The organism is Lentihominibacter hominis, assembly GCF_014385065.1.
In the GTDB taxonomy this organism is placed as follows: Bacteria; Bacillota; Clostridia; order Peptostreptococcales; family Anaerovoracaceae; genus Lentihominibacter; species Lentihominibacter hominis.
In genome coordinates this window covers 950,019-971,550 of the sequence record NZ_JACRTA010000001.1, presented here as the reverse complement: position 1 = coordinate 971,550, position 21,532 = coordinate 950,019, and the positions used below count along the sequence as shown (strand labels likewise).

Sequence of the window (21,532 nt, the reverse complement as noted above, 5' to 3'; positions counted from 1 at the left end):
TAAGCACATCTCTCGGATGTATATAACTGTCTGCAGCTCAAAAAAATGAAAGGAGATCTTTATGAAAGAAGTAAAATCACCTAAAAGACCAATGGCCTACTATTACATCGGCATCCTTCTCCTACTGCTGCTTTTCAACGTGTTTGTAATGCCTATGATGACGCGTCAGCAGGCTGCCGAAGTTGATTACGGCAAGTTTATGAGTATGATAGAAAAAAAGAATATAGGTGATGTCGAAATAAAAGACGGCGAAATCATATTCACTGATAAAAAAGAAAAGAAGATCTACAAAACAGGCCCCATGGAAGATCCTACGCTCACAGAACGCCTTTATGAATCCGGAGCTAAGTTTACTAAAGACATCCAAAGAAATACATCTCCCATGCTTTCTCTGTTGCTTTCCGCTGTATTGCCGCTTATTATTTTCATCGGCTTTGGAGAGTATCTCAGAAAGAAAATGGTGGATCAAGCCGGCGGAAAAGGAGCCATGTCCTTCGGAATGGGAAAAAGCAATGCGAAAATATATGTGCAGTCTACCGAAGGTATTCGATTCAGCGATGTAGCAGGAGAAGACGAAGCAAAAGAAAGCCTTTCGGAGATCGTCGATTATCTTCATAATCCTGAAAAATATACGGAAGTAGGTGCCTCAATGCCTAAAGGCATATTATTAGTAGGCCCTCCGGGTACAGGTAAAACCATGCTGGCAAAAGCCGTGGCAGGAGAATCAAACGTCCCGTTTTTTTCCATTTCAGGTTCTGAATTTGTGGAAATGTTTGTAGGAATGGGCGCCTCCAAGGTCCGAGATCTTTTTAAGCAGGCCAAGGAAAAATCTCCATGTATCGTCTTTATAGATGAGATAGATGCTATCGGGAAAAAAAGAGATGACCGAGTAGCAGGAAATGATGAACGCGAACAGACATTAAATCAGCTTTTGACTGAAATGGACGGCTTTCAGGAAAATGCAGGGGTAATCATACTATCTGCCACCAACAGACCGGAATCTCTTGATCCGGCTCTTACAAGACCCGGCCGCTTTGACAGACGCATACCGGTTGAGCTGCCTGATATCATAGGAAGAGAAGCTATCCTCAAAGTTCATGCGAAAAAAATAAAGGCCGCAGATGATGTGGACTTCCACACTATTGCCCGTATGGCTTCCGGCGCATCCGGCGCAGAGCTTGCCAATATAATCAACGAAGCTGCTCTCCGAGCAGTTAGGAACGGACGAAAGGTCGTTCATCAGGATGACCTCGAAGAAAGTATAGAAACTGTTATCGCCGGATATCAGAAGAAAAATTCGGTATTATCCGATAAGGAAAGAAAAGTAGTTGCCTATCATGAAATAGGACATGCTCTCGTAGCTGCTATGCAAACTCATACAGCGCCTGTCCAAAAAATCACTATTATCCCCCGTACATCCGGAGCTTTAGGCTACACACTTCAGGTGGAGGAAGATGACAGATATCTGCTGACCAAACAGGAAATCGAAAATAAAATTGCCACGCTTACAGGCGGGCGCGCTGCAGAAGAAATAATTTTCAGTGAAATAACTACAGGAGCAGCAAACGATATAGAACAGGCCACCAAGCTCGCCAGAGCCATGATAACCAGATATGGCATGAGTGATGACTTCGACATGGTAGCCTTGGAAACCGTAAACAATCAATATCTTGGAGGAGACACCTCATTAGTATGCTCCGCAGATACCCAGAATGAAATAGATAAAAAAGTAGTAAGTATCATTAAGCAACAACATGAAAAGGCTAAAAAGATTTTGATGGAAAACCGCAATAAACTTGATAAATTAGCCCAATTCTTATTTGAAAAGGAGACCATTACCGGAGAAGAGTTTATGAATCTCCTGAAGAAAGAAGAAAAAGAAGAAAAGGATCACAAGAAATAAATATAAAAATTAAAAATACGGTGCAAATAATCTGCACCGTATTTTTAATCAGCAATTCTATTTCAATAAACTTTCAAAAGCCCCATAAAGTTTAGGGAATTTACGTTTTAGTGAAATCGGTCTGTAATTTTTATCCTCAGCAAAATAATGTTCACTGTCACCATCATAACAAAGTTCACCGGTTTTGGCATTATGCACTTTATATTGAAATCTCATTCTGACTCCCGTAAACTTAGTTAGCTCCATTTTCACAGAGAAAAGATCATCATACCGGAGAAATGCTCTGAAATTTCCTGAAGCATTGACTACGGGTATTATCACACCCATCTTCTCCATATCATTATAATTCATTACATGATCCCCAATCCAGTCCATGCGGGCGTCCTCTATAAGTCTCAGATAGTTTGAATGATGCACTACACCCATCTTATCGGTTTCATAATACCTGACTCTCCGTCTATATTCCCACATTTATAACACCCTCTCTATTTTCTCTTTAAAAGTCCGTTTTTAAGATCCTCTTCTGCCTGCTGTTTCATAAGATAATGTATCTTCTTTCCTGTAGCTGTATGAGGAAGACTGTCCACGATCCTAAACCATCTTGGTTTTTTATAAGCTGAAAGCATAGGATGAGCTGTGCAGAATTCAGACAGCTCAGCAACAGTCAGAGATTCATCTTTAGCCACTACGTAAGCAACCACAGCCTGCCCTCTTGCTTTATCCGGTACGGAAGTAACTATGGAATCAGATACTTTGTCAAACTCATTTAAAATTTCCTCTATCTGTGTAGGATAAATATTTTCGGCAGAGCATACTATCATATCATCCTTTCTGCCGTTGACAGTTACATACAGATTCTCATCCCAGCAGCCTACATCAGCGGTATACATCCAGCCCTTATAAAATTTCTTTTCTTCTTCTTCAGGATTATTATAATAACTGTAGCTGCTCTTAGCAGGTGAACAGAGAATAATCTCACCAACTGTTTCATTATCCATAGGCACTATATCATCAGGTTCGGCTTTTCTATCCTCATATATCTTTACTACTCTTACTTCATCATCTATACAACTCCCCCCTACAGTTCCTGCATAGTCAGGCAGATCGTAAGGTCTAAGGAATGAATTCCAGAAAGTTTCAGTAGTTCCGTATCCATTCAGTATATTAGGAGTAAGGATTTCAAGATATCTCTTGCAGGCGGCCTTTTCAAGAGGGGCTCCCATAGTGACAAGGCCTCTCAGTCTGGAAAGATCAAATGGAGTTTTTTCCTGTACATGAGCCAACATTTCCAGCGTAGCAGGAGACCCTGTAAGATATGTTATTCCGTACTTTTCTACATACTGCAAAGTTGTTCTCGGTGAAAACGTCCTCATCAGCACCAATGTTGCACCTACATAAAAAGTCGGGCATGTTCCGCCTGAATGGCTTCCCCCTCTGTGAAACAAAGGGGTCATGTTCATGCAAACATCCTTAAAATTAAGAGGATAATGCATAATAGCATCGTGAGCTGACAAAACTTCATTTATATCATTGATAGGTACACTTTTAGGCAGCGACGATGTCCCACTTGTACACATTCTCACCACTTCATCGTAAATATGAGGCTCAAAATCTTTCTCCGGATTTTCTCTTGATTTTCCTTCCACATAATCATCATACGATATATGCCCCTCAGGAAGTATAGTATTATCAAGATTATCAGCCATTACTGCGCTGACAGGTTTATAGTTTGCCATTTCCAACGCTTCTGTGACCATTTCGCAGACTTCCGCTGCGTATATCACCACTTTAGGCCGATTATGGTCTATAAGCAAAGACAGCTCTCCCGATGAAAGCTTAAAATTGGCAAGATTTAAAATGGCGCCTATCTTTCTCGGTCCTATATAAGAAAAACAAAATTCAGGGCAGTTGACCAGAACTGACATAACTACATCATTCTTGCCCACACCGTCTTTTTTCAAAGCATCAGCAAGTCTGTTCGCCTCCGAATTAAGCTGACTGTAATCCCACTGACGTTCAGTCAGCGGATCTATCAGAGCTGTATGACTGCCGTAACGTCTTACATTTCTCATAAATCCATTAAGCCATGTATACTCTCGTTCAAACGTTTCAGTAAACATCTTATCATTATATGTTCTCATTATTTTATTCTCCTTCAATCATATTAATCATATTTTGCATTATATAATAGCATTTTAGCATTGTCAATGATATTGGCAAAAATACACATTAAAAAAGAATATCTCTGATCACAATTGCGTGATCAGAGATATTCAAAGCTTTTTATACACTCCAGCCTAAACTTTCCTGCTGAATACTATACAGTCTCCTATAAAGACCTTCCTTTTTCATCAGATCCTTATGCGTACCTTGTTCTACAACCTTTCCTTCATCAAGAACAATAATTTTATCCGCTGTTTCTATAGTTCGCAGTCTGTGGGCTATTACTAATACCGTTTTATTCATTATCAGCCTGCTTATTGCCTCCTGAATATATGCCTCACTTTCCGGATCAAGACTTGCTGTAGCTTCATCCAGAAGTACTATAGGAGCATCTTTGAGAAGAGCTCTTGCTATGGAGATCCTCTGCCTCTCTCCTCCGGAAAGAGTACTTCCGTTTTCCCCCAGCATGGTATTATATCCATTAGGCATTTTATTGGCAAATTCATCACAGCGCGCTGCTCTGGCAGCTTCAAGCACCTGTTCTTCAGAGGCATCCATATTGCCGATTTTTATATTATTATAAACCGTATCATTAAAAAGTACTACGTCCTGAAACACAAAAGACATATATTCCATCAAATGTTCAGGATCAAGCTCTTTAACATCTATACCTCCAATCTTTACACTTCCTTCATCTACATCCCAGAATCTGGCTATCAGCCGCGATACGGTGCTCTTCCCGCTTCCACTTGGACCAACCAGAGCTGTAACTCCTCCTGCAGGAACTGTTATATCCACACTCTTTATTGTATCTTCCCCTTGATCATTATACCGGAAGCTAACATTATTAAGTGTGATGTCATATTCTTTTACCGGCTTCTGCTCATCCCCTTCCATAGGTTTAATACTCATAAGCGTACGCATTCTCTTTATTGCTATTTTATGATAAAACAGTTCAGGAAGAAGAGTCAGTTCTGTCAATATTGGCCCGTATATTCTCGTAACTATGGTAAGACAAAGCAGCATAGGTACGAGTTCTATTTTTCCGCTCATCAAAAGAGATGTACCCGTAAAAACTGTTATTCCTATGCCTGATTGAAGAATCATCTGTGCTCCTGTTACAAAGACACCGGATCCAAATTCCATTTTTATTGCCAGTTTTTTCATAGTCCTGAGGGCATTTTCCAACGCCTCAAACTGTTCACCGTCCAAATTGCATGCCTTGATCACCTTAATCCCTTCTATGTACTCCTGAACCTGCTGCGAAGCTTCCAATTTAGCTTTATCATGTTTTCTTCCCAGTTTTTCCTGAATACGTTTGCTGGCAAATATGATTAGAAAAGCCACAGGAACAGAAATGAATATCGCAAGAGCCATACGCCAGTCATAAAAAGCGAACATCACGCACACCACAGTAATAGTTATCATATTTGATATCATCTGAGGATATATGTGGCTCAAGACATGTTCCGTAGTTGCCACGTCCCCCATCATATTTGTAGTAAGTTCAGACAGATTCTTTGAATTAAATACGCTCATAGGAAGTTTTCTTATATGTTCTGCAAGAGACGTCCTTGCATTTTCACTTTCCATATAAGATACTACATACGTTTTTTTATAATCATTTTTGCTGCACAAAAACACAAGCACTGCACCTGCAATTCCCCCGGCAAAATAAAGCCACATGTTAATCCATGAAACATTTCCTCCGGTGAATGGCTTCATAAGCTCCATAATTACCAGAAGCATAATCATGGACGGAATAAACATTGAAAAGTTTGTAACAGTGCATGCTGCTACAGCCTTTTTGAGGTCCTTATATCCTTTATCTGTCAGCATTAGAGTTTTCTGCATCTTCGGTTTTCTTTCATCCATTTATATTCGCCTCCTTTTTCATCTTCCAGCTGACAGTTTTATTATATGTCTGCCACATAGCTGCATACTTTCCCTTTTTCTTCAGCAGTTGATCATGAGTTCCGTTTTCAGCAACATGCCCGTTATCCATAACAATTATATTATTAGCACTTTGAATAGTAGAAAGGCGATGAGCAATAATGATAACGGTTTTTTTATTCATAAGCTTTTCAAAAGCTTTCTGGATCAGATGTTCATTCTCTGGATCAGCAAAGGCTGTGGCTTCATCAAGAACAACTATAGGAGCATCTTTTACAATCGCCCGAGCGATAGCAATACGCTGACTCTCTCCCCCGCTGAGATGAACGCCCTTCTCCCCTATAACAGTATCATATCCATCAGGCAGAGACATGATGAAATCATGGCACTGCGCTGCCTTGGCAGCATCTGTTATCTGCTTCATATCAGCATTTTTGTTCCCCAGACGGATATTTTCTTTAATGCTTTGCTTAAACAGAAAAACATCCTGAAATACAAAGCTCACCTGACTCATCAGATATGGACTCTCCATCTGTCTTATATCCGCAGAGCCGATAGATATGCTTCCCTCATCTACATCAAAAAAACGCGGTATTAAGTGTGCAATGGTACTTTTTCCCCCTCCGGACGGTCCTACGATAGCCGTTATCTCACCCTGTTTTGCTGTAAAACTGACATTTTCAAGAGCATACATTTCCTTGTCTTTATCATAAGAAAAATAAACATTACTGAAAGAAACATCATGATTTTTCGTATGTTCCGGATTTTTTGGCTGCTTCAGCTCAGGTTCTGCCAGTATTGAATCCATCGTTTCAACGCCATTTATTATACGCATAGCGTCAGAATTAACATACATTATCTTGGATAAGATTCCTGCTATGGCAGGAACAAATATAAGATAAAAAATAAACTGAGAAGCAAATCCCTTAAAATCACCTGTATTCATTCCTATGAATATTCCCACCGGCAAGACAAAGAGATAGATATTATTTATCAGCGTCAAAAATACTGACATAAGATTTTCCCAACTCAAAGTATAAGGTATGACCATAGCCGTATATTCTTTAATGGTTTCATGAAGCCTTCTGAAAGAATACACAGTCTGTTTGAAAGCTTTTACCACCGAAATACCCCTTATATATTCTACAGCTGCATTATTCATATTCTCAAGAGATCGCTGATACTGATCCATCATCTTTTTGGCACCCTCTCTGCCATAAGCTGCACTTTGCAGAATAAAAGCCACAATAATGCCTGCAATAGCAGCCAGACCTAAACGCCAGTCGATACTAAGCAATATCACAATCATCACGACAGGTGATACAAAAGCGGCAACTATATCAGGTATTTGATGTGCAATAAATGTTTCAATTTTTTCTATATTCTCATCCGTAATTTTTCTTAATTTGCCGCTGCCTATCAATACATGAAATCCAAGAGGCACTCTGGCTAAATGTGTAAGAAAATTTACCTTCAACTCGTATAATGTTCCAAATGCTGCCAGATGCGAGCATACAAGAGCGCTAAAATAAAGCACAACATTAGCCACAACACCTGCTATGGCAAGCCAGCCATAATAAAATAAATCTGTATGTCCCAGTTCATTCAAGTCCGGATATACTTCCAGTATCTGGCGTACAATATTGTAAATTGCCAGATAAGGGATAAAACTGGCTACGGCGGCCAAACAAGACAGCGCCACAGAACTTATGACAAGTGTTTTCTTTGTCATAGCCAACTGTATAAGCCTTGACATACCTGTCTTAGGGCTTTGCTTTTTCATAAAATCCTCCTTACTTTTCATTTATTTTATATTTAAAAACTCTTCCTTTAACCGTTCTCTTCCTTTATCATCAAGAAGAAAAAAGGCTTTTACTGTGCCATTTTCAATATGAAGAACTGCCGTACAGCACTTCATAATAAATTCCAGATCATGAGTAATAACAAGCGACAATTCCGCATTTCTTGCCGCCTCGTTAATAAGGGTACAAGCACGACACATACTCTCATAATCAAGTCCACTCGTGGGCTCATCATATATTAAAAACTTTTTTCCTGCATACACTGCGCTTGTTATGGCAACCCGCTGTTTCTGACCCCCCGAAAGCGCCAGAGGATGATTATCAGCAATAGATACTATACCCATTTTCTCAAAGACAGTTTCTAAATCACCTTTGCCGGAATCAGAAACATTTAAGGTCACTTCATCCCGCACACTCTCCGTAAACAACTGATGGTTAACATCCTGCATGACCATGTAACTTTTCTTCAGACGTCTCTTAGCTTTTATTTCTTGCTCTTCAAGATAAAATTTTCCTCTATGCTTTCCTATGCCACAAAAGCATCTCGCAAAGGTTGATTTTCCTGCGCCGTTATGCCCTATGACTGCTACCGTTTCACCCGCCGGTATACACAAAGAATCTATATCAAGGACAGTTCTTCCTGACATCTTACATAAAAGATTTTCTATCCTGAACACTCCTGATACCATATCATTTTTCTTTCCGCCACTTTGATCATTTATCTGACGAAGGTCCAACGTTCTTAATCCCATGGATGATATAGCCTGCGGAGACAACTTCATCAACGAATCTCTCGTATACTGCGTTTTCACTTTCCCATCTTCAAGATAAATAAAACGATCCGCCAGATCCATAAGATAATACAGACGATGCTCCGAAATCACAATAGTATGTCCTGAATCCTTAAGCTTTACCAGAATCTCTTTCAGCTTTATTACTGCCGCCTGATCAAGGTTGGAGGATGGTTCATCCAATACAAAAATATCAGGCTGGACAGCATATACACTCGCACAAGCAATGCGCTGCTTTTCTCCTCCTGAAAGATCAAAAATACTGCGCCCCAAAAGATCTCTAAGAGAAAACAACTCAGCAGCTTTTTCTATTCTGCCTGCGATTTCCGCCCTCGCCAAACCCTGATTCTCACAGCCAAAAGCAATTTCTCCCGTCGTATCCACATTAAAGAACTGACTTCTCGGATTCTGAAAAACAGATCCTACATGTTGTGATATTTTTGCCAGAGGCTGATCTGCGATCTCTGTCTTGTCAACAAAAACACTACCCTTTAATTGCCCCTCATAATAATGAGGAATAAGGCCGTTTATCAGCCGAGTCACCGTGGTTTTCCCGCAGCCACTCTTTCCGCATAAAACTACACACTCTCCTTTCTCAACATTTAAATCTATATCTTTTAGGTTATATACACCCTCACCGGCATTTTCATATCGAAAGCTCACACCTTTAAGCCTTATCATGTCAATCCTCCGTAAATAACAGAACCTACAGAAAAGAGCATCAGCAGATAATCACTCCCATGAAGTCTGATATCGCCAATACAGCTACGCTTCGTATCAGCATCCAGCCCTCTTGACAGGGATGCTGCTGCAAGTTCATCCGCAATAGTAGCTGTAGACATAAGCAGAGGAACCATAGTATATTCCAACGTCATCATAGGCTTCGTCAAGACTGATTTTACCGAAATACCTATTCCTCGAAAACGCATGGCATCCCGTATACTCTTCCACTCTTCTGAAATTGTGGGAATAAATCTAAACATAACCGAGAAAGGTATAATGACCTTTACCGGAAGGCGCATACGTTCAAAAGATATTATAAACTCACTGACCGAAGTCGTTTTCAGCAGTAACATTGCAGCCATAAATATAGGCAATATCAGCCTCGCCATCCTCGCTACTGAAAGAAACAAGCTAACTCCTCCCCCGCTTATATTAGGAACCACTATTATATCGAGAGAAATCATGGCGGACAAAATCACGGCAAATTTAACAACACTTCTGAAACGTCCGCTGGCAATTAAAAGCAGACTCAATAAAATAAATGTAGCTATTTCCAGCCAGAAAGGAGGAAGCATCAAGCATGAACTGCCGACTCCGAAAAGAAGTACAAACTTGGTGCGAGGATCCAACTTTAACTTTATCTGCTGAGTAATTTCGCCAACCCCCATTAAACTACTCCTGCCTTTTTAAAATGTTTTTTAAGGAGTTTAGAGCCGACAATACCTCCAATTAATCCCCCGATCAAGGCAATTGCAATCAATATCAAAATAATCCACTCCGGGGTAAACTTATCTATAGCTGCAGCATAATCCGCCCCATAATACGCTTCGCACGATTCTATAAAAGCAGGCTTTGCAAATACCAACATCCAGAAAGGAGCCATACTTGTGCATGCAAATACAGTGTAACTGGCAATATAAAAATTTTTTGAGCAATATCCTCCTGCCCGCGCTATAAATTCCGCTGCTATCCCCACAGCAAGGCACCAAATCAGAGCCATCCACACTCCTCCGGAAGATGTTAACAGCCCCACTACCGCCGAAAGGATCAATATGACACCAAATTTAGGTACCTTCGAAACATACATCATATAAATACTTCCTAAAATAACAGAATTAACAAAAGGGGCTATTAGATAAAGAATAGGAACAAATCCCATCACAGATACGACAGAAAACAGTACTACTACATAAAGAGCTGCAAAAGCGCCCGCTACTATCAAATCTTTTGTCTTAAGCTTCATTGTTTTTGAATTCATTTTTCCTCCTGATGATAAAATCTTTAAACAAACGAAATTTGTACTTTCGTTAGTGTTAACTAACTAATTAAAATTATATCATCCTTATTTTTATGGTCAATGCTTTTCCCTTTTCATGATAAAAATTGTCAACTTCAATGCAAGGGGACTACTCAAAATTTTCATAACCACTTGCCCATATCATTAACCGGAAACTTAAAAATACCAGATCCGATTCTTACAAAAAAAATCACCACATCGGACCCCAAACATATCGTTTAGCCAATGCGGCGAATTATCTTTTCCTTATAGATTTTATTTTAAATTTTATATCTGATTTTTGATTATCCGCATAAACACTATACTTTCAAGCATTTTGAAATATAGGAAAGCACTCATTTTACCACGAATTTACCACGATTGAATGAGCCTTGATATGACGTAAGAATTTGAAAAGGACACCGTATAGTTTGGTGTCCTTTTACATGAAAATCATTAGTCGCTATTGATTGTTATTATACATTTTGTTAATTGTTCTTATTTCTTTTACGTTTTTTACCGAAAATCATGAGTATTGTCCGAGAGTGATTGGTCTTGCGTATGGTTAACCCTAAAGTTATGGAAATAAGACTTAGAAGCAAACTTAAGAGTGTGTTGATAGTGCATTATCTTAAAATTTTGTATAATGGTATCGTAATTTAAGACACTTCAAGAGACATTTCTTAATGAATCTGATATACTGTAAACACTACAGAAAGAAGGATTATTATTATGTCTCGAACAAGAAGAAATTTCTCTGCCAAATTCAAATCAGAATTAGTGATTGAACTGCTCAAAGGAGAAAAAGACTTAAATACAATCGCAACCGAAAACAATATTCAGCCGAATCTTCTCCGCAACTGGAAGAAGGAGTTCCTCGATAAAGCATCCGTGGTTTTTAATGACACACGAGAGGATAATCTGAAAGAAAAACTCGCTTTAGAACGCAAGGAAAAAGCTGAATATGCGAAAAAAGTTGGCCAGCTCACTATGCAGGTGGATTGGTTGAAAAAAAAATCTGAAGAAACACTTGGACCTGACTACGAGAGTAAATTTAGTCCAAAACCTTTTGAAGACTAAAGAACTTCCAGTTAAAACAGGAGCTACACTTCTTGATATCAATCGTACCAGTGTTTATTACAAGGGCATGCCCATATCTCAGGAGGAGTTGGATTGCAAATCGATCATAGATCGATTACACACGGATAATCCGGCCTGGGGAGCACGACAACTGTCTGCTCAACTGAAGAAGCGTGGGCATCAGGTTGGTCGCCGGAAAACGCGCCGTTATATGAATGAAATGGGGATTGATCCAATTTATCCAAAAATGAACCTTTCTAAACGTATGCGACAGGCTAAAGTCTGCCCGTATCTGCTACGTAACGCCGTTATCGACCGTCCAAATCAGGCATGGTCAATCGACATTACATACATCCCCATTAAGCGTGGATTTCTGTATCTGACCGCTGTGATTGACTGGTACAGCCGCTGTATCGTTGGCTGGGAAGTCGATGATACTCTGGATACCAGAATGGTCATAACTGCGTTAAAAAAGGCGTTTATAGTGGCAAAACCTGTTATCCTGAATTCAGATCAGGGCTGTCAGTTTACAAGCAATGAGTACATGAATTTCCTCAAAGAGAACCAGATCCGTCAAAGCATGGATGGTAAAAGCCGGTGGGCTGACAATATCATGATTGAACGATGGTTCCGAAGCTTCAAGTACGAGGAAGCATATCTGACCCAATATAACAATATCAGAGAAGCACGGAAGGCAATCGGTAAATATGTGCACACTTACAACTTTGAACGTTGTCATTCTGCACTCAATAATCAAACACCGGCATCCTGCTATTATCCGATTCTGTTACTGGATGATCATGCAGCCTAAGGGGGGATTTTCTCCCCTACCCAGTTACATATATCAGTTCATTATAAAAAGCTTAGATTTTTGTCTTGACAACTGAACCACTATATTGTATAATAGGAATTGAAGTTAAATTAGATGCTAAAAATTTGTAATTAAGAAGGAGGGATTCGTCATGTTGGTATTCCAAATGCGTAATGTAGATAAAACATCTACTGTTTTGAAACAGACTAAAAACAGTGATTACGCAGATAAATAAATACGTTAGATTAATTCCTACCAGTGACTAATCTTATGACTTTTTAAACAGATAACTAAAATTACAAACAAATCGTTTAACTTCTGTATTTATTTATAGATGTAATCACTTCAGGAGTGATTACATGAACAAAAATATAAAATATTCTCAAAACTTTTTAACGAGTGAAAAAGTACTCAACCAAATAATAAAACAATTGAATTTAAAAGAAACCGATACCGTTTACGAAATTGGAACAGGTAAAGGGCATTTAACGACGAAACTGGCTAAAATAAGTAAACAGGTAACGTCTATTGAATTAGACAGTCATCTATTCAACTTATCGTCAGAAAAATTAAAACTGAACATTCGTGTCACTTTAATTCACCAAGATATTCTACAGTTTCAATTCCCTAACAAACAGAGGTATAAAATTGTTGGGAATATTCCTTACCATTTAAGCACACAAATTATTAAAAAAGTGGTTTTTGAAAGCCATGCGTCTGACATCTATCTGATTGTTGAAGAAGGATTCTACAAGCGTACCTTGGATATTCACCGAACACTAGGGTTGCTCTTGCACACTCAAGTCTCGATTCAGCAATTGCTTAAGCTGCCAGCGGAATGCTTTCATCCTAAACCAAAAGTAAACAGTGTCTTAATAAAACTTACCCGCCATACCACAGATGTTCCAGATAAATATTGGAAGCTATATACGTACTTTGTTTCAAAATGGGTCAATCGAGAATATCGTCAACTGTTTACTAAAAATCAGTTTCATCAAGCAATGAAACACGCCAAAGTAAACAATTTAAGTACCGTTACTTATGAGCAAGTATTGTCTATTTTTAATAGTTATCTATTATTTAACGGGAGGAAATAATTCTATGAGTCGCTTTTGTAAATTTGGAAAGTTACACGTTACTAAAGGGAATGTAGATAAATTATTAGGTATACTACTGACAGCTTCCAAGGAGCTAAAGCGCTCGGGACCCCATTAAGTATTTTTAAAAGCATGGTCGCAAGTTTCACTAGCAGCCATGCTTTTATTGAATCATTGTAGGACATTTTAAAGATAATTGCCCACTTTAAAATTAAACATGTGCTTAGAATCGTTCTAGGCAACACCAATAACAATCACTAATCACAAGTGATTTGTGATTAATCACTTGTGATTTACAAGGTGTAACGATATAATTAAATGGAAAACGTGCAAAATATTTACATAAACAGGAGGGAGAAACTTGGAACTAGCATTTAGAGAAAGCTTAAAAAAGATGAGAGGTACCAAATCAAAAGAAAAATTCTCCCAAGAATTAGAAATGAGTAGATCAAATTATTCATTGATTGAATCAGGAAAATCAGATCCGACATTAAAAACATTGGAACGAATTGCAGAATTGACAAACTCAACCTTAGTTATTGACTTAATTCCTAATGAATTAGAACAAGTAGAGTTGCAAATAGAAGAAGAGAAGCAATGATTGTCGTTAATATATTTAACGAAATTGTTGCTTATTTTTTTTAAAAGCGGTATACTAGATATAACGAAACAACGAACTGAATAAAGAATACAAAAAAAGAGCCACGACCAACTTATTTTCCGCCAAGAAAATAAGTTGCGAGCCTTAATTGATTACCACCAATCAATTAAAGAAGTCGAGACCCGAAATTTGGTAAAGTATTTAATTACTTTATTAATCAGATACTTAAATATCTGTAAACCCATTATATCGGGTTTTTGAGGGAATTTCAAGTCTTTAAGAAGATACCAGGCAATCAATTAAGAAAAACTTAGTTGATTGCCTTTTTTGTTGTGATTCAACTTTGATCGTAGCTTCTAACTAATTAATTTTCGTAAGAAAGGAGAACAGCTGAATGAATATCCCTTTTGTTGTAGAAACTGTGCTTCATGACGGCTTGTTAAAGTACAAATTTAAAAATAGTAAAATTCGCTCAATCACTACCAAGCCAGGTAAAAGCAAAGGGGCTATTTTTGCGTATCGCTCAAAAAAAAGCATGATTGGCGGACGTGGCGTTGTTCTGACTTCCGAAGAAGCGATTCACGAAAATCAAGATACATTTACGCATTGGACACCAAACGTTTATCGTTATGGTACGTATGCAGACGAAAACCGTTCATACACGAAAGGACATTCTGAAAACAATTTAAGACAAATCAATACCTTCTTTATTGATTTTGATATTCACACGGCAAAAGAAACTATTTCAGCAAGCGATATTTTAACAACAGCTATTGATTTAGGTTTTATGCCTACGTTAATTATCAAATCTGATAAAGGTTATCAAGCATATTTTGTTTTAGAAACGCCAGTTTATGTGACTTCAAAATCAGAATTTAAATCTGTCAAAGCAGCCAAAATAATCTCGCAAAATATCCGAGAATATTTTGGAAAGTCTTTGCCAGTTGATCTAACGTGCAATCATTTTGGGATTGCTCGTATACCAAGAACGGACAATGTAGAATTTTTTGATCCCAATTACCGTTATTCTTTCAAAGAATGGCAAGATTGGTCTTTCAAACAAACAGATAATAAGGGCTTTACTCGTTCAAGTCTAACGGTTTTAAGCGGTACAGAAGGCAAAAAACAAGTAGATGAACCCTGGTTTAATCTCTTATTGCACGAAACGAAATTTTCAGGAGAAAAGGGTTTAATAGGGCGTAATAACGTCATGTTTACCCTCTCTTTAGCCTACTTTAGTTCAGGCTATTCAATCGAAACGTGCGAATATAATATGTTTGAGTTTAATAATCGATTAGATCAACCCTTAGAAGAAAAAGAAGTGATTAAACTTGTTAGAAGTGCCTATTCAGAAAACTATCAAGGGGCTAATAGGGAATACATTACCATTCTTTGCAAAGCTTGGGTATCAAGTGATTTAACCAGTAAAGATTTATTTGTCCGTCAAGGGTGGTTTAAATTCAAGAAAAAAAGAAGTGAACGTCAACGTGTTCATTTGTCAGAATGGAAAGAAGATTTAATGGCTTATATTAGCGAAAAAAGTGATGTATACAAGCCTTATTTGGTGACGACTAAAAAAGAGATTAGAGAAGCGCTAGGCATTCCTGAGCGGACATTAGATAAATTGCTGAAGGTACTGAAGGCGAATCAGGAAATTTTCTTTAAGATTAAACCAGGAAGAAATGGTGGCATTCAACTTGCTAGTGTTAAATCATTGTTGCTATCGATCATTAAAGTAAAAAAAGAAGAAAAAGAAAGCTATATAAAGGCGCTGTCAGAGTTTTTTGACTTAGAACATACATTCATTCAAGAGACTTTAAACAAGCTAGCAGAACGCCCAAAAACGGACACACAACTCGATTTGTTTAGCTATGATACAGGCTGAAAATGGAAGAAGTTTTAATTGATGATAATATGGTTTTTGATATTGATAATTTAAAAGGATTTCTTAATGATACCAGTTCATTTGGGTTTATAGCTAAAGAAAATAATAAAATTATAGGATTTGCATATTGCTATACACTTTTAAGACCTGATGGAAAAACAATGTTTTATTTACACTCAATAGGAATGTTACCTAACTATCAAGACAAAGGTTATGGTTCAAAATTATTATCTTTTATTAAGGAATATTCTAAAGAGATTGGTTGTTCTGAAATGTTTTTAATAACTGATAAAGGTAATCCTAGAGCTTGCCATGTATATGAAAAATTAGGTGGTAAAAATGATTATAAAGATGAAATAGTATATGTATATGATTATGAAAAAGGTGATAAATAAATGAATATAGTTGAAAATGAAATATGTATAAGAACTTTAATAGATGATGATTTTCCTTTGATGTTAAAATGGTTAACTGATGAAAGAGTATTAGAATTTTATGGTGGTAGAGATAAAAAATATACATTAGAATCATTAAAAAAACATTATACAGAGCCTTGGGAAGATGAAGTTTTTAGAGTAATTATTGAATATAACAATGTTCCTATTGGATATGGACAAATATATAAAATGTATGATGAGTTATATACTGATTATCATTATCCAAAAACTGATGAGATAGTCTATGGTATGGATCAATTTATAGGAGAGCCAAATTATTGGAGTAAAGGAATTGGTACAAGATATATTAAATTGATTTTTGAATTTTTGAAAAAAGAAAGAAATGCTAATGCAGTTATTTTAGACCCTCATAAAAATAATCCAAGAGCAATAAGGGCATACCAAAAATCTGGTTTTAGAATTATTGAAGATTTGCCAGAACATGAATTACACGAGGGCAAAAAAGAAGATTGTTATTTAATGGAATATAGATATGATGATAATGCCACAAATGTTAAGGCAATGAAATATTTAATTGAGCATTACTTTGATAATTTCAAAGTAGATAGTATTGAAATAATCGGTAGTGGTTATGATAGTGTGGCATATTTAGTTAATAATGAATACATTTTTAAAACAAAATTTAGTACTAATAAGAAAAAAGGTTATGCAAAAGAAAAAGCAATATATAATTTTTTAAATACAAATTTAGAAACTAATGTAAAAATTCCTAATATTGAATATTCGTATATTAGTGATGAATTATCTATACTAGGTTATAAAGAAATTAAAGGAACTTTTTTAACACCAGAAATTTATTCTACTATGTCAGAAGAAGAACAAAATTTGTTAAAACGAGATATTGCCAGTTTTTTAAGACAAATGCACGGTTTAGATTATACAGATATTAGTGAATGTACTATTGATAATAAACAAAATGTATTAGAAGAGTATATATTGTTGCGTGAAACTATTTATAATGATTTAACTGATATAGAAAAAGATTATATAGAAAGTTTTATGGAAAGACTAAATGCAACAACAGTTTTTGAGGGTAAAAAGTGTTTATGCCATAATGATTTTAGTTGTAATCATCTATTGTTAGATGGCAATAATAGATTAACTGGAATAATTGATTTTGGAGATTCTGGAATTATAGATGAATATTGTGATTTTATATACTTACTTGAAGATAGTGAAGAAGAAATAGGAACAAATTTTGGAGAAGATATATTAAGAATGTATGGAAATATAGATATTGAGAAAGCAAAAGAATATCAAGATATAGTTGAAGAATATTATCCTATTGAAACTATTGTTTATGGAATTAAAAATATTAAACAGGAATTTATCGAAAATGGTAGAAAAGAAATTTATAAAAGGACTTATAAAGATTGATTATATAATATATGAAAAGCTATTATAAAAGACATTAGTATTAAATAGTTTAAAAAAATGAAAAATAATAAAGGAAGTGAGTCAAGTCCAGACTCCTGTGTAAAATGCTATACAATGTTTTTACCATTTCTACTTATCAAAATTGATGTATTTTCTTGAAGAATAAATCCATTCATCATGTAGGTCCATAAGAACGGCTCCAATTAAGCGATTGGCTGATGTTTGATTGGGGAAGATGCGAATAATCTTTTCTCTTCTGCGTACTTCTTGATTCAGTCGTTCAATTAGATTGGTACTCTTTAGTCGATTGTGGGAATTTCCTTGTACGGTATATTGAAAGGCGTCTTCGAATCCATCATCCAATGATGCGCAAGCTTTTGAATATTTTGGTTGATCGATATAATCATGAATCAATCGATTTTTAGCCTCACGCGCTAAGTTAATATCTGTGAACTTAAAAATTCCTTTAACAGCTTCTCTGAAAGATTTTGAATTTTTTTTAGGAATGGTGGTAAAGATATTTCTTAGGAAGTGAACTTGGCATCTTTGCCAACTTACGTTGGTGAAGGATTTTCTAATGGCAGAGACTAATCCTTTGTGCGCATCAGAAATAACGAGTTCCGTACCTTGTAAACCGCGTTCTTTTAGGTATTCAAAAAATGTTGTCCAGGTCTCTTCGCTTTCGCCACTTTGAATCATGAAGCCGATAATTTCACGGTCGCCATCTTTGGTTATTCCAATCGCTATATGACAGCTTTTTGAGAGTACTCGATTTTCTTCTCGTACTTTTATATAGAGTACATCGGTCATTAAGTAAGGATAATTTTTTTCTGATAATAAACGATTCTGCCACTCGTTAACCATAGGTTCTAGCTGTTCTGTTAAGCTAGAAACGAAGGACTTAGAGACGGATTTACCACAAAGTTCTTCCACAATTTTTGATACTTTACGAGTTGAAACGCCTGATACATACATTTCCAACATTGAAGCCATGAGGGCTTTTTCGTTTCGTTGATAACGTTCAAACACTGTGGGTGAAAAATGGCCATCACGTGTTCTGGGTACTTTTAATTCTAGCGTGCCTACACGTGTCGTAAAGCTGCGCTCATAATAGCCATTTCGTTGACTTTGTCGGTTTTCTGTTCGTTCATATTCTTTTGCTTGAATATATTCTGTTCGTTGATTTTCCATTAGTTGATTAAATACCGTTGTTAAAATATTTTTAGAAACGTCATCCTTTACAGAATATTCAATAATGCTTTGAATCTCTTCGCTTTTCAGTGTAAAATGTACTTGGGTCATGTAAAAGTCCTCCTGGGTATGTTTTTGTCGTTAATAAAACAGCTAATACACCGGTTGAACCAGCAAACATAGAAGTAAACAATCCTACGTTTGTCATATCACCTGTTTTTACAGGGTTCTTTTGTCCGCTAGGCTTTGTTGGAGTAGTTGGCTTGCTCGGTTTCTGTGGCTGTTGTGGACTTACAGGTTTATTTGTTACTTTTTCTTTTACGGTAACTGTAATTGTTTTTTCAGTAATTGCACCATTTTTATCTACTACACGGAAAGTTACATGATAAGTGCCAGCCTTAGAAGTATCTACATCATTTGCAATAATGTTATCTTTTGTTAAAATAATCGTTCCGTCCTCTTTATCTGTTGCTGTCACATTTGCCAATGGGTCGAACGTATCGCCTACATTCAATGTAACATCATTTGCTGAAATGATTGGAGCAGAGTTAAGGTCGCCTGTATTTTGTTTCACAGTTACAGTAATCGTTTTTTTAGCAGAAGCTCCGTTTTTATCTGTTACTTTATAAGTCACATGGTAAGTACCAGCCTTAGAAGTATCTACATCATTTGCAACAATATTATCTTTTGTCAAAGTGATAGTTCCGTCCTCTTTATCTGTTGCTGTTACATTTGCCAATGGGTCGAAAGTATCGCCTACATTCAATGTAACATCATTTGCAGAAATAGTTGGTGCTGTATTATCTTCTCCTTGTGAGTTTAACGATAATTCTACTTTTAAAACAACGTTTCCGTCTTTATAAGTACCGCAATCATACTCATAAGTAACTGGTTTTTTTACATCATCTACCGTTATAATTCCTGTATCTTTATCTAAAGTTCCATTTGCAGTAACTTTTACTTTTGAAATATCTATTCCTTGTTCAACATCTTTTTTTAAGTCGATTTTATTCCCTTTAATATCAATATAACCGTTGCCTACAAAAGCATGATTATTTTCAAGAACTTTATTCTCTCCGACATTTAACCAGTATAAATCATCGCAAATTAATTTTTTAATTTTTGTGTTTTTACTTATATCAAGACCTCTTATCCCTTGTTCAAAAATTTCACCGCAACGTAGCATTTCAAGTTCTAAATTATTGCTTAAATCTAATTTTTTAATAGTTGTATCATGACAAAAAAGGCGTGTCAGTTTTGTGTTTTTTGTTACATCTAATTCAGCTATATTTGTCATATAACATGATAGTTGTTTCAAATTAGGGTTCTTACTTATATCAAGTGTTTTTACTTTTGTATCTCCTATATCTAAAGTGACTAATTGCGGATTATGTGTGACATCAAGTTCCATTAATCCTGTATTGCTACAAGATAGTTGTTCTAAGTTAGGATTGTTTGTTACATCTAAATTGGAAATAGAGGTACTATCTGCAAATAACGTATTCAATTTTTCATTCTTAGATACATCAAGACTGTTAATTGATGTATTATCGCAAACGAAAGCTTCCAAATTCGGATAACGTGTTAAATCAACGCTTCTTACTTTTGAAGAACGACAATCTAATCTTTTTAAAGATGAGTTTTTAACCGGACTTAAGTCTGAAACAGAAGTCGTAGAAACATCTAAAGACTGCAAATTTGTTAGATATTGAATACCCTCTAATGAAGATATCGTTTTCATATCATGCAAGTTTAAGAATTGGGCTTTTGATATTTCATCAACAGATAACACACTATCGCCGTCTTTATCAAATTCTGCAATGATTTGTTCTCTAAATACTTTGTCTGGAAAATGTGCTTCATCAATAGCAATGCTTCCAGCTTTTACTTCTGTATTTTTGCTTGCTTCAACGGTCTTATCTTCGGTAACCACTTCTTTTTCTGGTGTTGCAGGTGTTTCCTGTTTTGTACTTTCTTCTTTTAAAGTTTCTGCATTTTCAGCAGTTTCTTCCTGTTCCTTGTCTGTTATATTCTCTTGTACTTCTGCGTTTTCTGTTTTCTGTTCCACAGGAACTTGCTCTGTCTTGTTTTCTTCTACAACGGCTTCCTGCACAACTTCTGTGTTTTCCTGTGCCATGACAGGAGTAGGAAGCCCTGTAAGTGCAGTTGTTGTTCCAATCATCAATGCGGAACTTACTGCAAGGACTTGTTTTTTCTTCATAGTTTGTTCACTCCTTATTTTTCATAAATTCTTTGCATAGAAAAACGCACAAACTCCCCCTTATAACTGGATAATCTGTGCGTTCTGTTTATTATTGATAGAATTGAAAAAAGGGCAGAATTTACTTGTCTGTCTGTCTGTCTGTCTGTCTGTCTGTCTGTCTGTCTGTCTGTCTGTCGCAAGCGTAACAATGTGTGAACATGACTGTCAACCCTTTCTTTCAAAAAAATTCAATCCTTGCTTCTATACAAAAAACATTA

General features: G+C 36.5%; 18 protein-coding genes. 9 read left to right on the top strand and 9 right to left on the bottom strand.

Annotated features, from left to right (window positions below; all coding sequences use genetic code 11):
- Positions 1 to 61 precede the first annotated feature (61 nt).
- Complete coding sequence (ftsH, locus tag H8692_RS04540) at positions 62 to 1,903, top strand: ATP-dependent zinc metalloprotease FtsH (RefSeq protein ID WP_187525068.1); 1,842 nt, start codon at positions 62 to 64, stop codon at positions 1,901 to 1,903.
- 57 nt (positions 1,904 to 1,960) lie between these two features.
- On the opposite strand, the gene H8692_RS04535 is transcribed toward ftsH, so the two are convergent.
- The 7 genes from H8692_RS04535 to H8692_RS04505 all read right to left on the bottom strand — a co-directional run bounded on the left by H8692_RS04535 (position 1,961) and on the right by H8692_RS04505 (position 10,533).
- Positions 1,961 to 2,374, bottom strand: a complete 414-nt coding sequence (locus H8692_RS04535; RefSeq protein ID WP_187525067.1) for an acyl-CoA thioesterase — start codon at positions 2,372 to 2,374, stop codon at positions 1,961 to 1,963.
- Positions 2,375 to 2,388: 14 nt separating this feature from the next.
- Entirely contained in the window at positions 2,389 to 4,044 is a 1,656-nt protein-coding gene (locus H8692_RS04530) for a class I adenylate-forming enzyme family protein (RefSeq protein WP_207722942.1), read from the bottom strand.
- A gap of 142 nt (positions 4,045 to 4,186) precedes the next feature.
- Entirely contained in the window at positions 4,187 to 5,941 is a 1,755-nt protein-coding gene (locus H8692_RS04525; RefSeq protein WP_177267521.1) for an ABC transporter ATP-binding protein, read from the bottom strand.
- Positions 5,934 to 7,742, bottom strand: a complete 1,809-nt coding sequence (locus H8692_RS04520) for an ABC transporter ATP-binding protein (RefSeq protein ID WP_412265464.1) — start codon at positions 7,740 to 7,742, stop codon at positions 5,934 to 5,936. Before H8692_RS04520 ends, H8692_RS04525 begins: the two co-directional genes overlap by 8 nt.
- A gap of 21 nt (positions 7,743 to 7,763) precedes the next feature.
- On the bottom strand, positions 7,764 to 9,233 hold the full coding sequence (locus tag H8692_RS04515; protein ID WP_187525066.1) for an ABC transporter ATP-binding protein: 1,470 nt from the start codon (positions 9,231 to 9,233) through the stop codon (positions 7,764 to 7,766).
- Entirely contained in the window at positions 9,230 to 9,943 is a 714-nt protein-coding gene (locus H8692_RS04510; RefSeq protein ID WP_177267524.1) for an energy-coupling factor transporter transmembrane component T family protein, read from the bottom strand. Before H8692_RS04510 ends, H8692_RS04515 begins: the two co-directional genes overlap by 4 nt.
- Entirely contained in the window at positions 9,943 to 10,533 is a 591-nt protein-coding gene (locus H8692_RS04505; RefSeq protein WP_177267525.1) for an MptD family putative ECF transporter S component, read from the bottom strand. Before H8692_RS04505 ends, H8692_RS04510 begins: the two co-directional genes overlap by 1 nt.
- 750 nt (positions 10,534 to 11,283) lie before the next feature.
- On the opposite strand from H8692_RS04505, the gene H8692_RS10745 reads away from it, so the two are divergent.
- The 8 genes from H8692_RS10745 (at position 11,284) to H8692_RS04465 (ending at position 17,860) form a co-directional block, all read left to right on the top strand.
- On the top strand, positions 11,284 to 11,631 hold the full coding sequence (locus H8692_RS10745; protein ID WP_004615306.1) for a transposase: 348 nt from the start codon (positions 11,284 to 11,286) through the stop codon (positions 11,629 to 11,631).
- Positions 11,582 to 12,442, top strand: coding sequence for an IS3 family transposase (locus H8692_RS04500; RefSeq protein WP_009246074.1), 861 nt, complete (start codon positions 11,582 to 11,584; stop codon positions 12,440 to 12,442). The genes H8692_RS10745 and H8692_RS04500 overlap by 50 nt, the downstream gene beginning before the upstream one ends.
- Before the next feature lie 151 nt (positions 12,443 to 12,593).
- Positions 12,594 to 12,677 (top strand): 23S rRNA methyltransferase attenuation leader peptide, encoded by an 84-nt coding sequence (locus tag H8692_RS04495; protein WP_001814874.1) that lies wholly within the window; start codon positions 12,594 to 12,596, stop codon positions 12,675 to 12,677.
- 124 nt (positions 12,678 to 12,801) lie between these two features.
- A complete protein-coding gene (erm(B), locus tag H8692_RS04490; protein WP_001038790.1) occupies positions 12,802 to 13,539 on the top strand; it encodes a 23S rRNA (adenine(2058)-N(6))-methyltransferase Erm(B) in 738 nt (245 codons plus the stop codon).
- Between the two features lie 361 nt (positions 13,540 to 13,900).
- The gene (locus H8692_RS04480) at positions 13,901 to 14,140 is read left to right on the top strand and encodes a helix-turn-helix transcriptional regulator (protein ID WP_002380754.1); all 240 of its coding nucleotides are present in this window, start codon (positions 13,901 to 13,903) and stop codon (positions 14,138 to 14,140) included.
- A gap of 394 nt (positions 14,141 to 14,534) precedes the next feature.
- The gene (locus H8692_RS04475) at positions 14,535 to 16,025 is read left to right on the top strand and encodes a primase C-terminal domain-containing protein (RefSeq protein WP_002380753.1); all 1,491 of its coding nucleotides are present in this window, start codon (positions 14,535 to 14,537) and stop codon (positions 16,023 to 16,025) included.
- A gap of 2 nt (positions 16,026 to 16,027) precedes the next feature.
- Positions 16,028 to 16,420, top strand: coding sequence for a GNAT family N-acetyltransferase (locus H8692_RS04470; protein ID WP_000393259.1), 393 nt, complete (start codon positions 16,028 to 16,030; stop codon positions 16,418 to 16,420).
- A complete protein-coding gene (locus H8692_RS04465; protein ID WP_001028144.1) occupies positions 16,421 to 17,860 on the top strand; it encodes a bifunctional aminoglycoside N-acetyltransferase AAC(6')-Ie/aminoglycoside O-phosphotransferase APH(2'')-Ia in 1,440 nt (479 codons plus the stop codon).
- A 129-nt stretch (positions 17,861 to 17,989) separates the two neighbouring features.
- On the opposite strand, the gene H8692_RS04460 is transcribed toward H8692_RS04465, so the two are convergent.
- Both H8692_RS04460 and H8692_RS04455 read right to left on the bottom strand, forming a co-directional pair.
- A complete protein-coding gene (locus H8692_RS04460) occupies positions 17,990 to 19,162 on the bottom strand; it encodes an IS256-like element IS256 family transposase (protein WP_000195429.1) in 1,173 nt (390 codons plus the stop codon).
- Complete coding sequence (locus H8692_RS04455) at positions 19,110 to 21,272, bottom strand: immunoglobulin-like domain-containing protein (RefSeq protein WP_021361842.1); 2,163 nt, start codon at positions 21,270 to 21,272, stop codon at positions 19,110 to 19,112. Before H8692_RS04455 ends, H8692_RS04460 begins: the two co-directional genes overlap by 53 nt.
- Positions 21,273 to 21,532 lie beyond the last annotated feature (260 nt).